The organism is Comamonas sp. w2-DMI, from assembly GCF_040187735.1.
GTDB classification, from domain to species: Bacteria; Pseudomonadota; Gammaproteobacteria; order Burkholderiales; family Burkholderiaceae_C; genus Comamonas; species Comamonas terrae.
The window spans coordinates 31,447-51,042 of sequence record NZ_JBANEL010000027.1 but is presented as its reverse complement, the minus strand read 5'-3'; the positions used below and the strand labels follow the sequence as shown (position 1 = coordinate 51,042).

Here is a 19,596-nt window from a genome sequence, read left to right as displayed (position 1 = left end):
CGCGGCCAGGTCCTGCCAAAAAGGGTGCAGCCAGGGCAGGGACGCCATGGCATGGTAATTGCGTTTCAACGACTGCGGTCGATAGTGACCGAGCAAAACGTCGTTGGAGTTCTGAAATGAATCGTCGCGGATCCCTCACCACTTTGGCTGCATCCCTGGCTCTGGGCCTGGGGCTGGGCACCCAGGCCCGGGCGGCCGACACCATCAAGGTCGGCGTGCTGCACAGCCTCTCGGGCACCATGGCCATCTCCGAGACCGTGCTCAAGGACACGGTGCTGATGGCCATCGACGACATCAACGCCAAGGGCGGCGTGCTGGGCAAGAAGCTCGAGCCCGTGGTGGTGGACCCGGCCTCCAACTGGCCGCTGTTCGCCGAGAAGGCCAAGCAGCTGATCACGCAGGACAAGGTAGCCGTGGTCTTCGGCTGCTGGACCAGCGTGTCGCGCAAGTCCGTGCTGCCGGTATTCGAGCAGAACAACGGTCTGCTGTTCTACCCCGTGCAGTACGAGGGCGAGGAGCTGTCCAAGAACGTCTTCTACACCGGCGCCGCGCCCAACCAGCAGGCCATTCCGGCCGTCGAGTACCTGATGAGCAAAGAGGGCGGCGGTGCCAAGCGCTTCGTGCTGCTGGGCACGGACTACGTGTACCCGCGCACCACCAACAAGATCCTGCGCGCCTTCCTCAAGTCCAAGGGCGTGAAGGACGCCGACATCCTCGAGACCTACACGCCCTTCGGCCACAGCGACTACCAGACCATCGTGGCCGACATCAAGAAGTTCTCCACCGGCGGCAAGACGGCGGTGATCTCCACCATCAACGGCGACTCCAACGTGCCCTTCTACAAGGAGCTGGGCAATGCCGGCCTCAAGGCCAAGGACGTGCCCGTGGTGGCGTTCAGCGTGGGCGAGGAGGAACTGCGCGGCGTGGACGCCAAGCCGCTGGTCGGGCACCTGGCCGCATGGAACTACTTCATGAGCGTGAAGAACCCCACCAACACGGCCTTCATCAAGCAGTGGAGCGACTACGCCAAGGCCAAGGGCATCGCCGGCCACAAGGACAAGCCGCTGACCAACGACCCGATGGAGGCCACCTGGATCGGCATCCACATGTGGAAGCAGGCCGTGGAAAAGGCCAAGAGCACCGATACCGACAAGGTCATCGCCGCCATGGCCGGCCAGACCTTCACCGCGCCCGACGGCTTCAGCGTGAAGATGGACGAGAAGAACCACCACCTGCACAAGCCCGTGATGGTGGGCGAGATCAAGGCCGACGGCCAGTTCAGCGTGGTCTGGAAGACCAAGGGCCCGGTCAAGGCCCAGCCCTGGAGCCCGTTCATCGAAGGCAACGACAAGAAGAAGGACGAGCCGGACGGCAAGAGCAGTTCCTGATGGCGCACCGCCCGGCCGGCGCGGTGTTGGCCGGGTGGTATCTATGAAAATGATAGCTGCTGGCGCTTGATGGGTAAGCGCTGGAGGTGGTTTTGACTATGAAAATCCTGCACCTGGCATGGGTGAGTGCACTGGGCCTGCTGCTGTCCCTGCACAGCCACGCGCTGACCGCCGAGCAGGCCTTTGCCATGGCGGCGGCCGAGGACAACGACGCGCGCGCCGCGGCCATCAACGCCGCGGTGCTGGCGCCCGATGCGGGCGGCCCCACTGGCAGGACTGCCGCCTACCTGCAGGCCCTGGCCGATGACGCGGTGCGCACCGCCGGCGGCAAGGCCTATGTCGTCCAGGGTGATCGCGCCACCGACCCCGCCACCGGCGCAGCCGCCACGCTGCCTGCCGATGCCGAGGAAGTCGTCAACAACAACTACCTGCGCGGCGTGATCGAATCCGCGCAGGCCGCGCTGGCGCTTTCCAGCAGCGACGTGCAGCAGCGCCGCAAGGCCGCGCGGCAGATGGCGGCCGAGCCCGATGCCGCCCGGCTGCCCCTGATCGCCAAGGCCCTGGCCGGCGAGAGCGATGAACAGGTCAAGGCCCTGCTGGGCCGTGCCCGCGCCGCCAGCCTGCTGGGCAGCGACGACGCCGCGCAGCGCCTGCGGGCGGTGCGGCAGCTGGCGCAGCTCAAGACGCCGGAGACCCAGCTGCTGCTGAACCAGCGCCTGGCCGACGAGACCGACCCCGCAGTGCAGAAGGCCATCCAGGCCGCGCTGCCGGCGATTGCCGAATCGCTGGCCTGGGGCGAGCGCCTGGGCGCGGTCTTCAGCGGCCTGAGCCTGGGCTCGGTGCTGCTGCTGGCGGCCCTGGGCCTGGCCATCACCTACGGGCTGATGGGCGTGATCAACATGGCGCATGGCGAGCTGATCATGATCGGCGCCTACGCGACCTACCTGGTGCAGGTGCTGTTCCAGCGCTGGCTGCCTACAGGCCTGTTCGGCTGGTACCTGGTCGTGGCCGTGCCCGTGGCCTTCGCGGCCGCGGCTCTGGTGGGCGCGGTGCTGGAGCGCGGCGTGATCCGCTTCCTCTACGGCCGCCCGCTGGAGACGCTGCTGGCCACCTTCGGCATCAGCCTGGTGCTGCAGCAATCGGTGCGCAGCCTGTTCGGCGCGCAGAACGTGGGCGTGGAAAACCCCGCGTGGATGAGCGGCGGCGTCATGCTGCTGCCCAATCTCACGCTGCCGTTCAACCGCATCGCCATCATCGCCTTCGCCTTCGCGGTGCTGGGCGCCGTGGCCTTCATGATCGCCAGGACGCGGCTGGGCCTGTTCGTGCGCGGCGTCACGCAGAACCGCGCCATGGCGTCCTGCGTGGGCGTGAACACCGCACGCACCGACACCTATGCGTTCGCGCTGGGCTCCGGCATCGCGGGCCTGGCCGGCTGCGCCTTGAGCCAGATCGGCAACGTGGGGCCGGACCTGGGCCAGAACTACATCGTCGACTCCTTCCTGGTCGTGGTGCTGGGTGGCGTGGGCCAGCTCGCGGGCACGGTGTATGCGGCCCTGGGCTTGGGCGTGCTGTCCAAGCTGCTCGAAGGATGGACGGGCGCGGTGCTGGCCAAGATCGCCGTGCTGCTGTTCATCGTGGTGTTCATCCAGAAACGTCCGCAAGGCATCTTCGCCCTCAAGGGCCGCAGCGCCGAGGCATAGATGGACTACCCCCTGAAGCGCCTTGCGCTTTCCCCCTGGAAGGGAGACGACAGCCTCGCTGCAGGGCGGCCTTTGCTCGCCGTCGCTGTCGAGAGCCGATCTTTTCAAACGTTGTGCCCGGGATCATGGATATGACAACTGCTCCACCTGTTTTTCGCGCAACCATGCCGCCCACGGCACTGCCCGCTCCCGAGCCCCTGCTTGGCGCCCGGGGCTGGGCCGTGTTCCTGGCCGCGCTCATCGTGGTCTGCGCGGTGGCGCCGGCCCTGAACCTGTGGGTGCCCGAGGGCCACCCGCTGCACCTGTCCGACTACCTGGTGGGGCTGCTGGGCAAGCTCATGTGCTACGCCATCGTGGCCCTGGCCATCGACCTGATCTGGGGCTACACCGGCATCCTCAGCCTGGGCCACGGGCTGTTCTTCGCGCTGGGCGGCTATGTGATGGGCATGCACCTGATGCGCGAGGCCGCGGGGCCGGGCGCGCTGCCCGCCTTCATGGGCTTCCTGGACTGGAAGCAGCTGCCCTGGCACTGGGCGCTGTCGGGCAGCTTCACGGCCACGGTGCTGCTGGTGTTCCTGGTGCCGGGCGTGATCGCCGGCGTGTTCGGCTACTTCGCCTTCCGCTCGCGCATCAAGGGCGTGTATTTCTCCATCATCACCCAGGCGCTGACCTATGCGGCCATGCTGCTGTTCTTCCGCAACGAAACGGGCTTTGGCGGCAACAACGGCTTCACGGGCTTCAAGAGCATTCTCGGCTTTTCGCTGAACACCCCGTCCATGCACGTGCTGCTGTTCGCGTTGTCGGGGCTGGCGCTGCTGGGCTGCTTCCTGTTCTCGCGCTGGCTGATCCGCAGCAAGTACGGCCGCGTGCTGCAGGCCGTGCGCGATGCCGAGTCGCGCACCATGTTCTGCGGCTACAACCCGCTGCCCTACAAGCTCTCGGTCTGGGTCATCTCGGCCATGATGTGCGGCCTGGCCGGCGCGCTCTACGTGCCGCAGGTGGGCATCATCAACCCCGGCGAGATGAGCGTGGGCAACTCCATCGAGATGGCCGTGTGGACGGCCGTGGGCGGGCGCGCCAGCCTGGTCGGCCCCATCATCGGCGCCTTTGCCGTCAACGGCGGCAAGAGCTGGCTCACCGTGGCCGCGCCCGAGTCGTGGCTGTACGTGCTGGGCGCGCTGTTCATCGTGGTCACGCTGTTCATGCCCGGCGGCCTGATCCGCCTGCCGCAGCAGATCCGCGACTGGCGCGCCGGGCGCCGCGCGCAATCGGCAGCGTTGAAGAGTACGCCTGTCAAGGAGGCACTGGCATGACGCCCGACCTGATGGAAGCGGGTAGCGAGCGCCTGCAGCACTACCGCGAACACCGCAGCGGGCACCGCACCGAATCCGGCGGGCGCAGCGCCAGCATGGCGCGGCCCGTGGTGGCCGGCGAGGTGGACGTGACCCACGGCCGCATCCTCTACCTGGAGGACGTGCACGTGAGCTTCGACGGCTTCAAGGCCATCAATGGCCTGAATCTCGACATCGCGCCCGGCGAGCTGCGCTGCATCATCGGCCCCAACGGCGCGGGCAAGACCACGATGATGGACATCATCACCGGCAAGACCCGGCCCGACCGCGGCACGGTGTTCTTCGGCTCCACCATCGACCTGCTGCGCTACAACGAGCCGCAGATCGCCGCCATGGGCATAGGCCGCAAGTTCCAGAAGCCCACGGTGTTCGAGCAGCTCACGGTGTTCGAGAACCTGGAGCTGGCGCTGAAGACGCACAAGGGCGTGGCCGCGTCCATGCGCTTTGCCCTCAACGGCGCGCAGAAGGACCGCATCGCCGAGGTGCTGCACACCATCCACCTGGCCGGCAGCGTCACGCGCCAGGCCGGGCTGCTGAGCCACGGCCAGAAGCAGTGGCTGGAGATAGGCATGCTGCTGGTGCAGGAGCCCAGGCTGCTGCTGCTGGACGAGCCCGTGGCCGGCATGACCGACGAGGAGACCGCGCGCACGGCCGAGCTGTTCCTCACGCTCAAGGGCAAACACTCGCTGATGGTGGTGGAGCACGACATGGGCTTCATCGCCACCATCAGCGAAAAGGTCACGGTGCTGTGCGACGGCGCCGTGCTGGCCGAAGGCCCGCTGGCCCAGGTGCAGGCCGACGAGCGCGTGATCGAGGTATACCTCGGGCGTTGATGATTCAAAAACAATAGCTGCTTGCGATTGATACATAAGGGCTAGAGGCCAAAAATGCTTGAAGTTCAGAACCTGCACCAGTACTACGGCGGCTCGCACATCCTGCGCAACGTGAACCTGACGGCCGAGATCGGCCAGATCACCGTGCTGCTGGGCCGCAACGGCGTGGGCAAGACCACGCTGCTCAAGAGCCTGATGGGCCTGGTGCCCATCAAGAGTGGCCGCATCCAATGGCAGGGCCGCGACATCGTGCGCAGCACGCCCTACGAGCGCGCGCGCGCCGGCATAGGCTATGTGCCGCAGGGCCGCGAGATCTTCGCGCGCCTGACGGTCGAAGAGAACCTGCGCATGGGCCTGGCCTACAGCCCGGCGGGCACGCGCATCCCCGGCGAGCTGTACGAGCTGTTCCCGGTCCTCAAGCAAATGCTGCACCGGCGGGGCGGCGACCTCTCGGGCGGGCAGCAGCAGCAGCTGGCGATCGCCCGCGCACTGGCGCCAGGGCCGCGCATGCTCATCCTCGACGAGCCCACCGAAGGCATACAGCCCAGCATCATCAAGGACATAGGCCGCGTCATCCGCATGCTGGCGAACCGTGGCGACATGGCCATCGTGCTGTGCGAGCAGTACTACGACTTCGCCGAGGAACTGGCCGACCACTACGTGGTGATGGAGCGCGGCGAGGTCATCGCCAGCGGGCCGGGCAGCGAGATGCAGGAAAAGGGCATCCAGCGCCTGGTGGCGATCTAAGATCGGTGCCCATGGGCTGGCATGCACAACTGAACCTCGACTACCGCGCGCAACAGGGCAGGACGGCCGTGCACTTCACGCACGACGGGCCGCTGCGCGTGCTCAAGAGCCTGTACCCGGAGGGGCCGGGCATCTGCCACAACGTGCTGGTGCATCCGCCGGGCGGCCTGGTCGGCGGCGACGTGCTCGACATCGCCGTGCGCGTGGGCGAGGGCGCGCACGCGCTGGTCACCACGCCGGGCGCCACGCGCTTCTACAAGAGCCTGGGCCAGCCGGCGCTGCAGCGCACGCGGCTCAGCCTGGCGCCCGGCGCGCGGCTGGAATGGCTGCCGCTGGAAGCCATTGCCTACAACGCCTGCGACGCGGTCAACCACCTGGAGCTGGACCTGGCCGAAGGCGCGCAGCTGCTGGCCTGGGACGTGACGGCCCTGGGCCTGCCGCTGGCCGGCCAGCCCTTCGAGCAGGGCCGCTTCACCCAGCACCTGGAATGGCCGGGGCACTTTCTGGAGCGCGGCGTGATCGCGGCGCACGACCACCTGCTGCTCGACGGCGACCTGGGCCTGGCCGGCCGGCGCTGCCTGGCGAGCCTGGTCTTCGCCAGCGGCACGCCCTTGCCCCGGGCGCAGCGCGAGGCATTGCTGGAGGTCACGCACGAACTGCTGCAGGCCGCTCCCCCGGATGTGCTGGCCGGCGTGACCGCACCCAACGACCACATGGTGGTGTTGCGTGCGCTGGCGCCGGTGGTGGAGCCGGCCATGGTCTTCTGGAAAAGCGCCTGGGCGCTGTGGCGTAGCCAACTCTGGCGGCTGGCGGGAGGGATGCCGCGGATTTGGGCGATGTGAGGTCATTGGTTCGAGTCCAATGACGGGCTTCCTGCGGAGGGCGGAGGCCGGGATTTCGCCCCGGCGGGCGACCTACTTTTCTTTGCTTCGACAAAGAAAGTAGCAAAGAAAGGCGACCCTGCTGTCCGTGACCCCAGCGCCGCAGGCGCTGGGGCAACCTGTGATGCTCGGGCGCGGGGCCTGCTGCGGAACTCGACTCCGCGCGCCAAGGCGCGCTCCGCTCAAACAACCGCAGCAAGTCAGACCACGAAGCATGCGCGCTCCGACGCGCATGCGGCCCCGCGCCCTGTGCTTCTCGGCACGGACAGAAGGGAACCCCAACAGCCACACGTGCCATCGCTTCGCTCGGCAGTTCACTGGGGCCGAGCGAAGCGATGGCCCGTGCAACCCCCTTCTGGCTGCGCCTGTGGCGGGGCGTTTGCGGGGTGGCATGCGCGTCGGAGCGCGCATGCTTCGTGGTCTGACTCGCCGGGGTTGTTCGAGCGGAGCGCCTTGGCGCGGAGTCGAGTTCCACGGCGCACCCCGCAAACGTCCCGCCACAGGTTGCCCCGCTGCTGCGCAGCGGGGTCGCAGACAGCAGGGGCGCTTTCTTTTGCCTACTTTCTTGTGGCCGGCACTCCGGCGCGCGCAAGAAAAGTAGGTCGGCCGCCGGGACGAACTCCCGGCCTCTGCCCATAAAAAATATAGCTGCTCGCGCTTGCTATTCAATGGTTTCAGAATAAATTCAACCTGAATCAAAGGAGTATCAAGCGCCAGCAGCAATGATATTGATAGCGCCGCAGCGCAAACCTCACTCCCCCTGCGACCCCCGCCGCGCCCACCCCGTCGTGTGCTTCTCGATGGCGCTGAACAGCTCGTACATCAGCATGGCCATGGCGCCGACCACGATCAGGCCCGCGAAGGCCAGCCCCATCTGCATCGACGAGCCGGCCGACACCAGCAGATAGCCAATGCCCTCGTTGGCGGCCGTCATCTCGCTCACCGTGGTGCCCACGAAAGCCAGCGTGATCGCCACCTTGAGCGAGGCGTAGAAGTAGGGCAGCGAGCGCGGCAGGCCGACTTTGACCAGCACGTCCCAGCGCTTGGCGCCCAGCACGCGCAGCACGTCCTCCAGCTCGGGCTCCAGCGTGGCCAGGCCGGTGGCGATGTTGACCGTGATCGGGAAGAAGCTGATCAGGAAGGCCGTGAGGATGGCCGGCCCCGCGCCGATGCCGAACCACACCACGAGGATGGGCACGAAGGCCGCCTTGGGCAGCGCGTTGAAGGCCGTCATCAGCGGGTAGAAGGCCGCGTAGGCCAGGCGCGACGAGCCGATCAAAAAGCCCAGCAGCACGCCCACCACGATGGCGAGGCCGAAGCCCGCCATCGTCACCCAGAAGGTGCGCCAGGCGTGGCCGGCGATGACGCCGCTGAACTCGGCCAGCTGCCGGCCTATGGTCATCGGGCTGGGAAAGATGAATTCCGACACGCCGAAGCCCGAGCAGATGATCTGCCACAGCACGATGACGGCCAGCAGCACCACCCACGGCGCCCAGCGTTCCACGTTCTTGCGTTGCATGCGATGTTCCCTCTGGTCTTATGGGTGGATGGCGGCGCCGCCGGCCGGGGCGTGGCGCATGGCGCCGATGTGGCCGCGCAGCTCGAGCACGATGTCGGTGAACTCGGGCGTATAGGTCAGCGCCAGATCGCGCGGACGCGGAAAGTCGATCTCGCGGCGCACGACGAAGCGGCCCGGGCTCCTGCTCATCACGTAGACCGTGTCGGCCAGGAACACGCTCTCGCGCAGGTCGTGCGTGACGAGGATGACGTTGAAGCCCTGTTCGGCCTGCAGGTCGCGCAGGATGCACCACAGCTCCTCGCGGGTGAAGGCGTCGAGCGCGCCGAAGGGTTCGTCGAGCAGCAGCATCTGCGGCTCGTGGATCAGCGCGCGGCAGATGCTGGCGCGCTGCTGCATGCCGCCCGACAGCTGCCAGGGGTACTTGTCCTCGTAGCCGGCCAGGCCCACCTTCTGCAGCAGCGTGCGGGCGCGGGCCTCGTACTCCTGGCGCCGGGCCTTGAACCGGCCGCGGTGCGGCTCGACGATCTCCAGCGGCAGCAGCACGTTGTCCACCGTGGTGCGCCAGGGCAGCAGCGACGGCGCCTGGAAGGCCATGCCCGAGATCTTGAGCGGCCCGGTCACGCGCTCGCCGGCCACGAGGATGCGGCCGATGGACGGCATCTTCAGCCCCGTGGTCAGCTTCATAAAGGTGGACTTGCCGCAGCCCGAGGGGCCGACGATGGCGATGAACTCGCCGCGGCGCACCTGCAGGTCGATGCCCTCCACGGCAAAGTGGTTGGCGCGCAGCAGCTCCTCGTTGTAGGCCAGCCAGACATCGCGGAATTCCACGAAAGGAGCTGCAGGGTCGGATTCAACAGATTGCATAGAAAAACCGGTTCAGGCGCTTGTGTGGAAAGCGCTGGTAGCTATTGAAATTGATGCTTACTTGCTGGGCAGCACATGGCGTTCGGCGGCCGTGGGCAGGAAGCTGCCGTTCCAGACGGCTTCCGGCTTGACCCGCGTCTTGGTTCCATACACATCCGAGACCTGCGATGCCATCAGCGCCAGGCGCGTGGGCGCGATCTGGCCGAAGCCTTCTGCGCGCGCGTCGGGGGTGTTCACCACGGTGGCAATGGCCAGTTGCAGACGACGTGTTTCCAGCTGTGTGTTGACGATGCCGTCGCGTTCCTTCACATAGGCAATGGCCGCGCCGGGGTCGGCCATGACTTCCCTGGCGCCCCGGGTGAAGGCCTGGAGGAAGGCCTTCACCGCTGCCGGGTTCTCCTTGATGAGCCGGGGGCTGGCGATGATGGCGTTGCCGTAGAGCTTGACGCCGTAGTCGGCGAAAGGCATCACGGTGATGTCGGCGGCCTTGACGCCGCGTGCCTCCAGGTTCAGCAGCGAGGTGAAGGTGAAGCCGGTGATCGCATCCACATCGCCGCGCACCAGCATGGTCTCGCGCAGCGGCGGATCCATGGCCGTCCACTGAACGGATCCCACCTGGTTGGCCTTGGCGAACAGCGCAAAGCCGCGCCGGCCCGCGTCGAACACCGGCGCGCCCAGCTTTTTGCCCGTCAGGTCGGCAGGCCTGGCGATGCCGCTTTTCTTCAGCGCCATCACCGAGGCAGGCGTGTTGTTGTAGACCATCATCACGGCCACGGGCTGGTTGGGTACGTCGGGGTTGTTGGCCTGGAACTCCATCAGCGCGGCCAGGTCGGCAAAGCCCATGTCGTAGGCGCCCGAGGCCACGCGCTGCACCACGCCGCCCGAGCCGCTGCCCGCGTCGATGGCGACATCCAGGCCTGCTTCCCTGAAGTAGCCCTTTGCAGCCGGCTGGAGAAAGAATGCGGCCGGGCCTTCGAAGCGCCAGTCGAGCTGGAATTTCAGCGGTGTGGCGGCCTGTGCCGGCGCCAGGCCGGCACAGGCGGACAGCGCCAGTACGGTGTGCAGGAACAGTCGTTTTTGCATGGTGGCTTCCTCTCTGATGAAATGAAAACGGGAATGGGGATCAGCTTTTCCAGGCTCCGCGGTGGGAGGCCGAGGCCTCCTCGATCAGCGCCGGGCCTATGCATTCGATGGGGTGCGAGGAGGCCGCGAAGACATCGCGGCAGGACAGCTCGGCGTCTTTCTGGTCCAGCCGCTCGCCACGGAAGGCGCGCAGCCGCACCGCGTCTATGCCGTAGACCACGCGGCCTATGGCGGACCAGAAGATGGCGCCTGCGCACATCACGCAGGGCTCCGCCGACGAATAGAGCGTGGCGCCCGCAAGCTGTTCGCGGGTGTGATGCGGACTGGCTGCGCGGATGGCCGACAGCTCGGCATGTGCCGTGCAGTCGCCGCTTTCGCCGTTGGCATTCGAGGCTTGTGCAAGCACGCTGCCGTCGGCGCCGACGATGAGCGCGCCAAAAGGCCGGTTGCCGCGCGCGCGGGCCCGGTCGGCCAGCGCAATGGCCTGGCGCAGATGGCGGCCGTCGTGCTCGTGGAGCCTGCATTCGACAGGCATGGAGGGGGTGGAATCTGCCATATGCATCCGCCTTCAGGCCTTGGCCGTGCGTGCCGCTGCCGTGGGCAGCAGGCTGCGGTTGAAGATGCTGTCGACGGAGGGCTGGGCCTTGAGCGAGAAGGCCTGGGCCACTTCCGCTATCTGTTGGGCCAGCAACTGCGGATGGATGTCGCCCAGGCCGTGCCTGTGCGTGTCGGCGCCGGCCACGTACTGGCGGGTGATGGCCCAGCGTGCCAGCTCCACCTTCTCGTCGAGGATGGGTTCGCGCTGGCGCATGGCGGCCAGCGCGGGGCCCGGATCGGCCAGGGTCTCGACGATGGCGCGGTTGCTGGCGCGCAGAAAGGCCGCGACCGCCTGGGGACGCTCGGCCATCAGGTTGCCGGATGCCAGGATGGCATTGCCGTAGAGGTGCACGCCTGCATCGGTATAGCGCAGCACGGCCAGCTCCTCGGGCTTCATGCGGGCGAACAGCGACACGGCCGAGTCGTGGAAATAGGTGGCCGCGTCCACGTCGCCGCGCACCATCACGTTGTCGCGCGCCGAGAATTCGGTGGTGGACCAGGTGAACAGGTCGGCCGGCAGGTTCTGCCTGCGGGCCACGATGGGCCAGGCACGGCGTGTGGACTCCACCGCCGCGGCAGCCACCTTCTTGCCCTTGAGGCTGGCGAAATCCTGGCCGATGCCGCGGTCCTTGCGGCCGATGATGACGAAAGGCGCCCGGTTGTAGTACTGGTAGACGGCCTGCACCCTGGCCGCGCCGGGGTTCTGTGCCTGGAACTCGATCAGGGCGCTGAGATCGCCCAGCCCTAGCTGGTAGGCGCCGCTGGCGACGCGCGTGATGGATGCCACCGAGCCCGAGCCCACGTCGATGGACACGTCCAGGCCTTCCTCGCGGTAGTAGCCTTTTTGCTGCGCCAGCAGGAATGGCGCTGTCTGGGACGTGATGCGGTAGTCCAGCGTGAACTTGAGCGGGACGAGAGTCCTGTCCTGCGCATGGGCCAGCGGCGCGCAGGCAACGGGAAGAGCGGCTAGGAAATGGCGGCGTTGCATGATGGATGTCTCAGGTCAGGAGGACAACAACCCCGCCTAGGCACCGGTGTCCGATGGCGGGAATGACATGAGCAATTTCCGGGCGCTGCGCGATGCGCAAGGCTGAACGCTTCTACTCGTGGAACCATTCAAGCAATAGGCGTGCCGGATTGCCTGCCGTGCATCGGCCTGCTGGAGATGCTTCAGCTTGGTGCCTGGGAGCCCTTTGCCGGGACCTGTTCGTTCGTGCCTCGCACCAGTTTGGGGCCGCTTCGGAAAGCGGCGCCCTGTGCGACGAACTGGCGCGCAACTTGCATTGCGCAGCGGCAAGAGTAGAAGCGTTCAGCGTGCACATGCGGCCTGCCCGGCCGGCCTCGCGGGTCATTGCTCTTGTCCCACAACCAAGGCAATCAAAGGAACCTGCCATGCATACGCTTCATCCCTCCGCTCCATCCACGGCCTATGCGCTGGGCGAACTCGACAAGGAATCCCGCATGGGCGGGATGGGCGAGGAAACCCATTCGCGCGAAGTGCGCATCGTCGATATCTCCGACTTTGAGGCGCGCCGTGCCGAGATCGCCGAGCAGATCTGGGCTGCTTCCGTCGAGATCGGCTTCTTCCAGGTCTCGGGCCACGGCATTGCGCTGGCTGATATCCAGGCCGCCTTTGCGCGCGCCGAGCAGCTTTTTGCATTGCCGCGCGAGACCAAGGCCCGGTGGCCCCTGGCGTGCAATGCAGGCTGGGAGCACAAGGCGCAGATCCGTCCCTCCACCAGGACGCCGGACCAGAAGGAGTCCTATCAGGTCACCCGGCCGCGCATGGAAGGCCTGTGGCCCACAGACCAGGAACTGCCGGGCTTTGAGCGGGCCACGCTCGATTTCGAGCACCAGTGCTGGACCGTGGGCATGCAGTTGCTGTCATGCTTTGCGTGGAAGCTGGGCTTCGATGACGATTTCTTCACCCGCGCGCACAACCCCGCGTCGCCTGCCTACCAAAGCACGCTGCGCATGCTGCATTACTTCGCGGTCGATCCTGCGCTCAAGGGCGAACTGGGCCTGTGGCGCGCGGGCGCGCACACCGATTTCGACTGCCTGACGCTGCTGTTCCAGCGCGAGGGGCAGGGCGGCCTGCAGGTGCTGCCGGGCAAGGAGATGGAGTCGCGGCAGTGGACTTCCGTGGAGCCGGTGGAGGGCGTGATCACCTGCAATATCGGCGACATGCTCATGCGCTGGAGCGACGATCGGCTGCCGAGCAACTTCCACCGCGTGCGCAACCCGCTGCCGCACGAATACCAGGGCGCGCGCTACAGCCTGGCCTTCTTCTGCCAGGCCAACGAGGATGCCGTGATCGAGGGGCCTGGCAAGAAATATCCTCCCATCACCGCAGGGGAGTATCTGCGCCAGCGCATCAGCGCCAATTTCTCCAGCCGCTACTGAGCGATTGCCCCGGGCGTCAGGCCGCCATGAAAAAAGCCGCCAGGTCTTGTGACTTGGCGGCTTTTTCGGTGTCTGGTGCCCGGGGCCGGAATCGAACCGGCACGCCTTGCGGCGGGGGATTTTGAGTCCCCTGCGTCTACCAATTTCACCACCCGGGCTGGCGTAGTGCAGATAGAAATTATGGCACAGTATTGTTCATGAAAAATTATTTGACCATCGAACATGCTATCGGTCACACGCCGCTGGTGGCATTGCAACGCATTGGCGCGGATGCAAACCGTGAGCGCGGCAACGTGGTGCTGGGCAAGCTCGAAGGCAACAATCCCGCCGGCTCTGTGAAGGACCGGCCTGCACTGTCCATGATCCAGAGGGCGGAGGAGCGCGGCGAGATCAAGCCCGGCGATGCGCTGATCGAGGCGACCTCGGGCAACACCGGTATCGCGCTGGCCATGGCGGCGGCCATCAAGGGCTATCGCATGATTCTCATCATGCCCGAGGACCTGTCCATCGAGCGCGCCCAGACCATGAAGGCCTATGGCGCCGAGCTGATCCTCACGCCCAAGAGCGGCGGCATGGAATATGCGCGCGACCTGGCCGACCAGATGGTGGCCCAGGGCAAGGGCGTGCTGCTGGACCAGTTCGCCAATCCGGACAATCCGCGCGCCCACTACGAGACCACGGGCCCGGAACTGTGGGAGCAGACGGGCGGCGAGATCACGCATTTCGTGAGCGCCATGGGCACCACGGGCACCATCACCGGCGTGGCCAGGTTCCTCAAGGAAAAGAACCCCGGCATCAGGATCATCGGCGCCCAGCCCGCCGAGGGCTCGCGCATTCCCGGCATCCGCAAGTGGCCCGAGGAATACATGCCCAAGATCTACGACGGCAGCTTGGTCGACGAGCAGGTCTCGGTAACCCAGGACGATGCCGAGGACATGGCCCGCCGCATGGCGCGCGAAGAAGGCATTTTTGCCGGCATCTCGGCTGCCGGCGCCTGCTGGGTGGCCCAGCAGATCGCCGAGCGCGAGCGCAATGCGACCATTGTTTTCGTGGTCTGCGACCGTGGCGATCGCTATCTCTCGACAGGCGTTTTCCCCGCCTGAACATTTCTTTTGAGCATGGATGCAGCGCCCCCTTCAGAGGGGCGCTGCGCATTGCCGGCGCTTGACGCCGCGATCACCAGGAAAGTGGAGGGTTTCATGGCCTATGAGACACGTTTCTGCACCAACTGCAGCACCGAGCTGCAGTGGATTACCGCCACGGAAGACAGCGGCAATGTGGCGCGGCTGCGCTGCCAGGCCTGCGGCTGGACGCATTGGGGCAATCCCACGCCCGTGCTGGCGGCCGTGGTCGAGGGCGATGACGGCCGTGTGCTGCTGGCGCGCAATGCGCTGTGGCAGGAAGGGGTGTTCGGCCTGATCACCGGCTTCATGGAGGCCGGCGAGTCGCCCGAGGCCGGCATTTGCCGCGAGGTGCTGGAGGAGACCGGGCTGAAGGTCAAGGCGCTGCGCCTGCTGTCGTGCTCCGAATTCCTGCGCATGAACCAGGTTCTGATTGCCTACCATGTACGCGTGGACGGCCGGCCCGAGGACGTGAAGCTTTCGCCCGAGCTGCTGGAATACCGCTGGCAGACGGCAGAGGAGTCGCTGTGCTGGCCCGCTGGCACGGGCTATGCGCTGGCCGAGTGGATTAAGCAAAAGGGCTTCGAGCCGCGCTTTGGCGCCTTCCGCCCTGGGCAAAATCCCGAGCCCGACCCGGCGCGCTGGCCTGTGAAGTACTGGGCCGAGGACCCGCGCTTTGTTGTGGCCCCCGCGCTGGACTGAAAGCCTGCCGGGCAAAGACCGCGTCGGCCTTGCCATGGCGCGGCTTTCCTAAAATCCTGTGCCATGCAGCGAGGCGGTCCGGCCGGGCCGGATCTGCCGCCGCGTCAGGAATCTTCAAATGCACATAGACCAAGAAATCGATACCCGCGGGCTGAACTGCCCGCTGCCCATCCTCAAGGCCAAGAAGGCGCTGGCGGCCATGGAAAGCGGCCAGCTGCTCAAGGTGGTGGCCACCGATACCGGCTCCATCCGCGACTTCCAGGCCTTTGCCAAGCAGACCGGCAATGCGCTCGTGGAGCAGCAGACGGTGGGCGACGAGTTCATCCACATTCTCCGCCGCCGCTGAGGCGGCCATGGATCCATGAGCTGCCAACGCGCAAAGGGCCTGCATTTGCAGGCCCTTTGCATTGGAGGAGCGCGCAGGGGATGCGTCAGATGCTCAGGTTCTTGAGGTAGTCGCGGAAGCTTGCGCCGACCTCGGGGTGCTGCAGCGCCAGTTCCACCGTGGCCTGCAGAAAGCCTTCCTTGCTGCCGCAGTCGTAGCGTTTGCCCTTGTACTGGAATGCGTAGACGGCTTCGGTCGCCATCAGGCGCTCGATGGCGTCGGTCAGCTGGATCTCGCCGCCCACGCCCTTGGGCTGGTTGCGGATCTCGTCGAAGATCGCGGGCGTGAGCACATAGCGGCCGGCCACGCCCATGCGCGAAGGCGCCTTCTCGGGAGCGGGCTTTTCCACGATCTCCTCGATGCGCATCAGCGCGCCGCCGGCAGCCTCGCCCTTGACGATGCCGTAGCGCTTGGTGTGCTCCAGCGGCACTTCCTGCACGGCCAGCAGCGAGCGGCCCTGCTTCTGGAAGGCGGCCGTCATCTGCGCCATCACGCCGGGGCCGCCGTTGTCGCCCACCATCAGGTCGTCGGCCAGGATCACGGCAAAGGGCTCGTTGCCCACCAGCGGCTCGGCGCACAGCACGGCATGGCCCAGGCCCAGCGAGCGCGGCTGGCGCACGAACAGGCAGTTCATGTCGGCCGGGCTGATGCTGCGCACCAGGTCCAGCATGGCCTGCTTGCCGGCCTGCTCGAGCTCGTTTTCCAGCTCGTAGGCGGTGTCGAAATGGTCCTCGATGGCGCGCTTGCTGCGGCCGGTGACGAAGACCATGTCGCGGATGCCGGCCTCGTAGGCCTCTTCCACGGCGTACTGGATCAGCGGCTTGTCCACCACGGGCAGCATCTCCTTGGGCGATGCCTTGGTGGCGGGCAGAAAGCGGGTGCCCAGGCCGGCGACGGGGAAGACGGCTTTGCGGACGCGGGTATGGCTCATTTTTGCTCCTGAAATAAAAGCTGCCAGCGCTGGTTGGCAATGGAATTTCGCAGATTCTTCCTGCAAAACCTAATGCCTGCAAGCGCTGGCAGCTTCTGTTTTTGCATCAACCCAGGCGGGCGAGCTGCTCCTGGATGCGGACCAGCGTGGCGCCGAAATCGGCCACGCGCTTCTTTTCCTGCTCGATCACGGCCGGGGGCGCCTTGGCCACGAAGGCCTCGTTGGACAGCTTGCCGTTGGCCTTGGCGATCTCGCCTTGCAGGCGCGCGGCTTCCTTGGACAGGCGGGCCTTCTCGGCGGCCACGTCGATCTCGACGAACAGCGCCAGGCGGATGTCGCCGACCACGTTCACGGGCGCGCTCTGCGCGGCCTGGCTCCAGGCCGCCTCGTCGTCGAAGACCTTGACCTCGCTGAGCTTGGCCAGGTTCTGCAGCACGGCGGCATTGGCGCGCAGGAAGTCGGCGTCGGCGGCATTGCCGGCCACGGCCAGCAGCGGCAGGCGCTGGGCGGGCGAGACGCCCATCTCGCCGCGCAGCGTGCGGCAGGCGTCCACCATCTGCTTGAGGCGGTCCACATAGGCAATGGACGCCTCGTCGATCTTGGCGGGCTGGGCCTCGGGGTAGCGTGCCACGGCGATGGATTCGCCCGGCAGGCCGGCCACGGGGGCCACCTTCTGCCACAGCTCTTCGGTGACGAAGGGGATGATGGGGTGGGCCAGGCGCAGAATGGCTTCCAGCGTGCGGATCAGCGTGCGGCGCGTGGCGCGCTGCTGCGCCTCGTTGCCGGTCTGGATCTGCACCTTGGCGATTTCCAGGTACCAGTCGCAGAACTCGTTCCAGACGAAGTCGTAGATGGCGTTGGCCACGTTGTCCAGGCGGAACTCGGCAAAGCCCTTGGCGACCTCGGCCTCGACCTTCTGCAGCTGCGAGGCGATCCAGCGGTCGGGCTGGCTGAAGTGCATGTAGCCGGCGAACTCGCCGCCGGGCTGGCACTGCTCCTTGGTGTGCTCCTTGAGGCCGCAGTCGTAGCCTTCGCAGTTCATCAGCACGAAGCGCGAGGCGTTCCAGAGCTTGTTGCAGAAGTTGCGGTAGCCCTCGCAGCGCTTGCTGTCGAAGTTGATGCTGCGGCCCAGCGACGCCAGCGCCGCGAAGGTGAAGCGCAGCGCATCGGCGCCGTAGGCCGGAATGCCTTCGGGGAATTCCTTTTGCGTGTTCTTGCGCACCGTGGGCGCGGTCTCGGGGCGGCGCAGGCCGGTGGTGCGCTTGTCCAGCAGGGGCTCGAGCGCGATGCCGTCGATCAGGTCCACGGGGTCCAGCACATTGCCCTCGGACTTGGACATCTTCTTGCCCTGCGCGTCGCGCACCAGGCCGTGGATGTACACGTGCCTGAACGGCACGCGGCCCGTGAAGTGCGTGGTCATCATGATCATCCGGGCGACCCAGAAGAAGATGATGTCGTAGCCCGTGACCAGCACCGAGGAGGGCAGGTAGAGGTTGAAATCGTCGTCGGCGGCGTCGGTCTGCGCGGGCCAGCCCATGGTCGAGAACGGCACCATGGCCGACGAATACCAGGTATCGAGCACGTCGGGGTCGCGCGTGAGCTTCTTGCCCGGGGCGACCTTGTCGGCCTGGGCCTGCGCCTCGGCTTCGCTCCTGGCCACGTAGAGGTTGCCTTCCTCGTCATACCAGGCGGGAATCTGGTGGCCCCACCACAGCTGGCGCGAGATGCACCAGTCCTGGATGTTGTTCATCCACTGGTTGTAGGTGTTGACCCAGTTCTCGGGCACGAACTGCACCTGGCCCGAGGCCACGGCGTCGATGGCCTTTTGCGCAATGCTCTTGCCGGTGGGGTCCTGGTCGCTGACCTTGCTCATGGCGATGAACCACTGGTCGGTCAGCATGGGCTCGATCACCTGGCCGGTGCGGTCGCAGATCGGCACCATGAGCTTGTGCTTTTTGGTCTCGACCAGCAGGCCCAGTTCCTCGAGGTCGGCCACGATGGCCTTGCGGGCCACGAAGCGGTCCATGCCGCGGTACTTCTCGGGCGCCTCGTCGTTGATCTTGGCCTGCAGCGTCAGCACGCAGATCATGGGCAGGCCGTGGCGCTGTCCCACCTGGTAGTCGTTGTTGTCGTGCGCGGGCGTGACCTTGACCACGCCGGTGCCGAACGCACGGTCCACATACTCGTCGGCGATGATGGGGATCTGGCGGCCCACCAGCGGCAGCGTCACGGTCTGACCGATCAGGTGCCGGTAGCGCTCGTCCTCGGGGTGGACCATCACGGCCACGTCGCCCAGCATGGTTTCGGGGCGGGTGGTGGCCACCACCAGCTGGCCCGAGCCGTCGGAGAGAGGGTAGGCGATATGCCAGAGCGAACCGTCCTTCTCCTGGTTTTCCACTTCCAGGTCGGACACGGCCGATTGCAGCACCGGGTCCCAGTTCACCAGGCGCTTGCCGCGGTAGATCAGGCCCTGCTCGTAGAGCTTGACGAAGGTGTCGGTCACCACGGTGGACAGCTTGTCGTCCATGGTGAAGTATTCGCGGCTCCAGTCCACGGTATCGCCCATGCGGCGCATCTGCGTGGTGATGGTGTTGCCGCTCTTTTCCTTCCATTCCCAGACCTTCTTCACGAACTCGGGGCGGCCCAGGTCGTAGCGGCTCTTGCCCTGCTCCTGCAGCTGGCGCTCCACCACGATCTGCGTGGCGATGCCGGCGTGGTCGGTGCCGGGAATCCAGGCCGTGTTGTAGCCCTTCATGCGGTGGTAGCGCGTGAGGGAGTCCATGATGGTCTGGTTGAACGCATGGCCCATGTGCAGCGTGCCGGTCACGTTGGGCGGCGGCAGCTGGATGGAGAACGAGGGCTGGGATGCATCGGGCTTGCCCGTGCCGCGCACGCCGGCGTGGCCGTAGCCGCGCTTTTCCCATTCGGGCCCCCAGTGGGCTTCGATGGAGGAAGGCTCAAAAGACTTGGAGAGGCTGTCGAGGCCGGGTTGTGCAGGGGTGTCGCTCATGGCTGCGTGGCAAAAATCTGGAAATGAAAACGGCATCCGTGTGCGGGATGCCGTCTGCAAGGTTGGATGGACGGATTGCC

General features: G+C 66.4%; 17 protein-coding genes and 1 tRNA gene. 10 read left to right on the top strand and 8 right to left on the bottom strand.

What is annotated here, in order from left to right:
• The first annotated feature begins 116 nt into the window (after positions 1–116).
• The 6 genes from urtA (at position 117) to V8Z74_RS21910 (ending at position 6,862) form a co-directional block, all read left to right on the top strand.
• Entirely contained in the window at positions 117–1,388 is a 1,272-nt protein-coding gene (gene urtA / locus V8Z74_RS21935; RefSeq protein WP_349711162.1) for an urea ABC transporter substrate-binding protein, read from the top strand.
• A gap of 98 nt (positions 1,389–1,486) precedes the next feature.
• Complete coding sequence (gene urtB / locus V8Z74_RS21930) at positions 1,487–3,088, top strand: urea ABC transporter permease subunit UrtB (RefSeq protein ID WP_349711178.1); 1,602 nt, start codon at positions 1,487–1,489, stop codon at positions 3,086–3,088.
• 131 nt (positions 3,089–3,219) lie between these two features.
• Complete coding sequence (gene urtC, locus V8Z74_RS21925; RefSeq protein WP_349711160.1) at positions 3,220–4,401, top strand: urea ABC transporter permease subunit UrtC; 1,182 nt, start codon at positions 3,220–3,222, stop codon at positions 4,399–4,401.
• Positions 4,398–5,273: an urea ABC transporter ATP-binding protein UrtD gene (gene urtD / locus V8Z74_RS21920; RefSeq protein WP_349711159.1), complete on the top strand. Its 876-nt coding sequence runs from the start codon at positions 4,398–4,400 to the stop codon at positions 5,271–5,273. Before urtC ends, urtD begins: the two co-directional genes overlap by 4 nt.
• Positions 5,274–5,327: 54 nt before the next feature.
• The gene (gene urtE, locus V8Z74_RS21915; RefSeq protein WP_349711158.1) at positions 5,328–6,020 is read left to right on the top strand and encodes an urea ABC transporter ATP-binding subunit UrtE; all 693 of its coding nucleotides are present in this window, start codon (positions 5,328–5,330) and stop codon (positions 6,018–6,020) included.
• Between the two features lie 11 nt (positions 6,021–6,031).
• The gene (locus tag V8Z74_RS21910; RefSeq protein ID WP_349711157.1) at positions 6,032–6,862 is read left to right on the top strand and encodes an urease accessory protein UreD; all 831 of its coding nucleotides are present in this window, start codon (positions 6,032–6,034) and stop codon (positions 6,860–6,862) included.
• 790 nt (positions 6,863–7,652) lie between these two features.
• Here V8Z74_RS21910 and V8Z74_RS21905 read toward each other — a convergent pair.
• From V8Z74_RS21905 to V8Z74_RS21885, 5 genes are read right to left on the bottom strand one after another with little or no spacing between them, the layout of a single operon-like run.
• On the bottom strand, positions 7,653–8,420 hold the full coding sequence (locus tag V8Z74_RS21905) for an ABC transporter permease (RefSeq protein ID WP_349711156.1): 768 nt from the start codon (positions 8,418–8,420) through the stop codon (positions 7,653–7,655).
• 18 nt (positions 8,421–8,438) lie between these two features.
• On the bottom strand, positions 8,439–9,284 hold the full coding sequence (locus V8Z74_RS21900; protein WP_349711155.1) for an ABC transporter ATP-binding protein: 846 nt from the start codon (positions 9,282–9,284) through the stop codon (positions 8,439–8,441).
• A gap of 57 nt (positions 9,285–9,341) precedes the next feature.
• Positions 9,342–10,367: an ABC transporter substrate-binding protein gene (locus V8Z74_RS21895; RefSeq protein WP_066476626.1), complete on the bottom strand. Its 1,026-nt coding sequence runs from the start codon at positions 10,365–10,367 to the stop codon at positions 9,342–9,344.
• A gap of 40 nt (positions 10,368–10,407) precedes the next feature.
• On the bottom strand, positions 10,408–10,923 hold the full coding sequence (locus V8Z74_RS21890) for a nucleoside deaminase (RefSeq protein ID WP_349711154.1): 516 nt from the start codon (positions 10,921–10,923) through the stop codon (positions 10,408–10,410).
• 12 nt (positions 10,924–10,935) lie between these two features.
• On the bottom strand, positions 10,936–11,952 hold the full coding sequence (locus V8Z74_RS21885) for an ABC transporter substrate-binding protein (protein WP_066476622.1): 1,017 nt from the start codon (positions 11,950–11,952) through the stop codon (positions 10,936–10,938).
• A gap of 404 nt (positions 11,953–12,356) precedes the next feature.
• On the opposite strand from V8Z74_RS21885, the gene V8Z74_RS21880 reads away from it, so the two are divergent.
• Complete coding sequence (locus tag V8Z74_RS21880) at positions 12,357–13,367, top strand: isopenicillin N synthase family dioxygenase (protein ID WP_349711153.1); 1,011 nt, start codon at positions 12,357–12,359, stop codon at positions 13,365–13,367.
• Positions 13,368–13,440: 73 nt separating this feature from the next.
• On the opposite strand, the gene V8Z74_RS21875 is transcribed toward V8Z74_RS21880, so the two are convergent.
• A tRNA-Leu gene (locus V8Z74_RS21875) sits at positions 13,441–13,525 on the bottom strand.
• Between the two features lie 39 nt (positions 13,526–13,564).
• Between V8Z74_RS21875 and cysM the strand changes: the two genes are divergently transcribed.
• The 3 genes from cysM to V8Z74_RS21860 all read left to right on the top strand — a co-directional run bounded on the left by cysM (position 13,565) and on the right by V8Z74_RS21860 (position 15,536).
• Positions 13,565–14,470 carry a cysteine synthase CysM gene (gene cysM / locus V8Z74_RS21870; protein ID WP_066476619.1) on the top strand — a complete coding sequence of 302 codons (906 nt, stop codon included), beginning with the start codon at positions 13,565–13,567 and terminating at the stop codon, positions 14,468–14,470.
• Positions 14,471–14,566: 96 nt separating this feature from the next.
• Positions 14,567–15,190: an NUDIX domain-containing protein gene (locus V8Z74_RS21865; RefSeq protein WP_349711152.1), complete on the top strand. Its 624-nt coding sequence runs from the start codon at positions 14,567–14,569 to the stop codon at positions 15,188–15,190.
• Positions 15,191–15,308: 118 nt separating this feature from the next.
• Positions 15,309–15,536 (top strand): sulfurtransferase TusA family protein, encoded by a 228-nt coding sequence (locus V8Z74_RS21860; RefSeq protein ID WP_066476615.1) that lies wholly within the window; start codon positions 15,309–15,311, stop codon positions 15,534–15,536.
• A gap of 85 nt (positions 15,537–15,621) precedes the next feature.
• Here the strand turns inward: V8Z74_RS21860 and galU are convergent, their stop codons facing one another.
• Positions 15,622–16,506: a UTP--glucose-1-phosphate uridylyltransferase GalU gene (gene galU / locus V8Z74_RS21855; protein ID WP_066476595.1), complete on the bottom strand. Its 885-nt coding sequence runs from the start codon at positions 16,504–16,506 to the stop codon at positions 15,622–15,624.
• A 106-nt stretch (positions 16,507–16,612) separates the two neighbouring features.
• Entirely contained in the window at positions 16,613–19,516 is a 2,904-nt protein-coding gene (locus V8Z74_RS21850) for a valine--tRNA ligase (protein WP_349711151.1), read from the bottom strand.
• Positions 19,517–19,596 lie beyond the last annotated feature (80 nt).

Excerpts from the sequence above, each read along its gene's own strand:
- galU (WP_066476595.1), bottom strand. The coding sequence starts at position 16,506 with ATGAGCCATACCCGCGTCCGCAAAGCCGTCTTCCCCGTCGCCGGCCTG.
- urtA (WP_349711162.1), top strand. The coding sequence starts at position 117 with ATGAATCGTCGCGGATCCCTCACCACTTTGGCTGCATCCCTGGCTCTG.
- V8Z74_RS21910 (WP_349711157.1), top strand. The coding sequence starts at position 6,032 with ATGGGCTGGCATGCACAACTGAACCTCGACTACCGCGCGCAACAGGGC.
- urtE (WP_349711158.1), top strand. The coding sequence starts at position 5,328 with ATGCTTGAAGTTCAGAACCTGCACCAGTACTACGGCGGCTCGCACATC.
- V8Z74_RS21895 (WP_066476626.1), bottom strand. The coding sequence starts at position 10,367 with ATGCAAAAACGACTGTTCCTGCACACCGTACTGGCGCTGTCCGCCTGT.
- urtD (WP_349711159.1), top strand. The coding sequence starts at position 4,398 with ATGACGCCCGACCTGATGGAAGCGGGTAGCGAGCGCCTGCAGCACTAC.
- V8Z74_RS21900 (WP_349711155.1), bottom strand. The coding sequence starts at position 9,284 with ATGCAATCTGTTGAATCCGACCCTGCAGCTCCTTTCGTGGAATTCCGC.
- urtC (WP_349711160.1), top strand. The coding sequence starts at position 3,220 with ATGACAACTGCTCCACCTGTTTTTCGCGCAACCATGCCGCCCACGGCA.
- cysM (WP_066476619.1), top strand. The coding sequence starts at position 13,565 with ATGAAAAATTATTTGACCATCGAACATGCTATCGGTCACACGCCGCTG.
- V8Z74_RS21865 (WP_349711152.1), top strand. The coding sequence starts at position 14,567 with ATGGCCTATGAGACACGTTTCTGCACCAACTGCAGCACCGAGCTGCAG.
- V8Z74_RS21880 (WP_349711153.1), top strand. The coding sequence starts at position 12,357 with ATGCATACGCTTCATCCCTCCGCTCCATCCACGGCCTATGCGCTGGGC.
- V8Z74_RS21885 (WP_066476622.1), bottom strand. The coding sequence starts at position 11,952 with ATGCAACGCCGCCATTTCCTAGCCGCTCTTCCCGTTGCCTGCGCGCCG.
- V8Z74_RS21860 (WP_066476615.1), top strand. The coding sequence starts at position 15,309 with ATGCACATAGACCAAGAAATCGATACCCGCGGGCTGAACTGCCCGCTG.
- V8Z74_RS21850 (WP_349711151.1), bottom strand. The coding sequence starts at position 19,516 with ATGAGCGACACCCCTGCACAACCCGGCCTCGACAGCCTCTCCAAGTCT.
- urtB (WP_349711178.1), top strand. The coding sequence starts at position 1,487 with ATGAAAATCCTGCACCTGGCATGGGTGAGTGCACTGGGCCTGCTGCTG.
- V8Z74_RS21905 (WP_349711156.1), bottom strand. The coding sequence starts at position 8,420 with ATGCAACGCAAGAACGTGGAACGCTGGGCGCCGTGGGTGGTGCTGCTG.
- V8Z74_RS21890 (WP_349711154.1), bottom strand. The coding sequence starts at position 10,923 with ATGGCAGATTCCACCCCCTCCATGCCTGTCGAATGCAGGCTCCACGAG.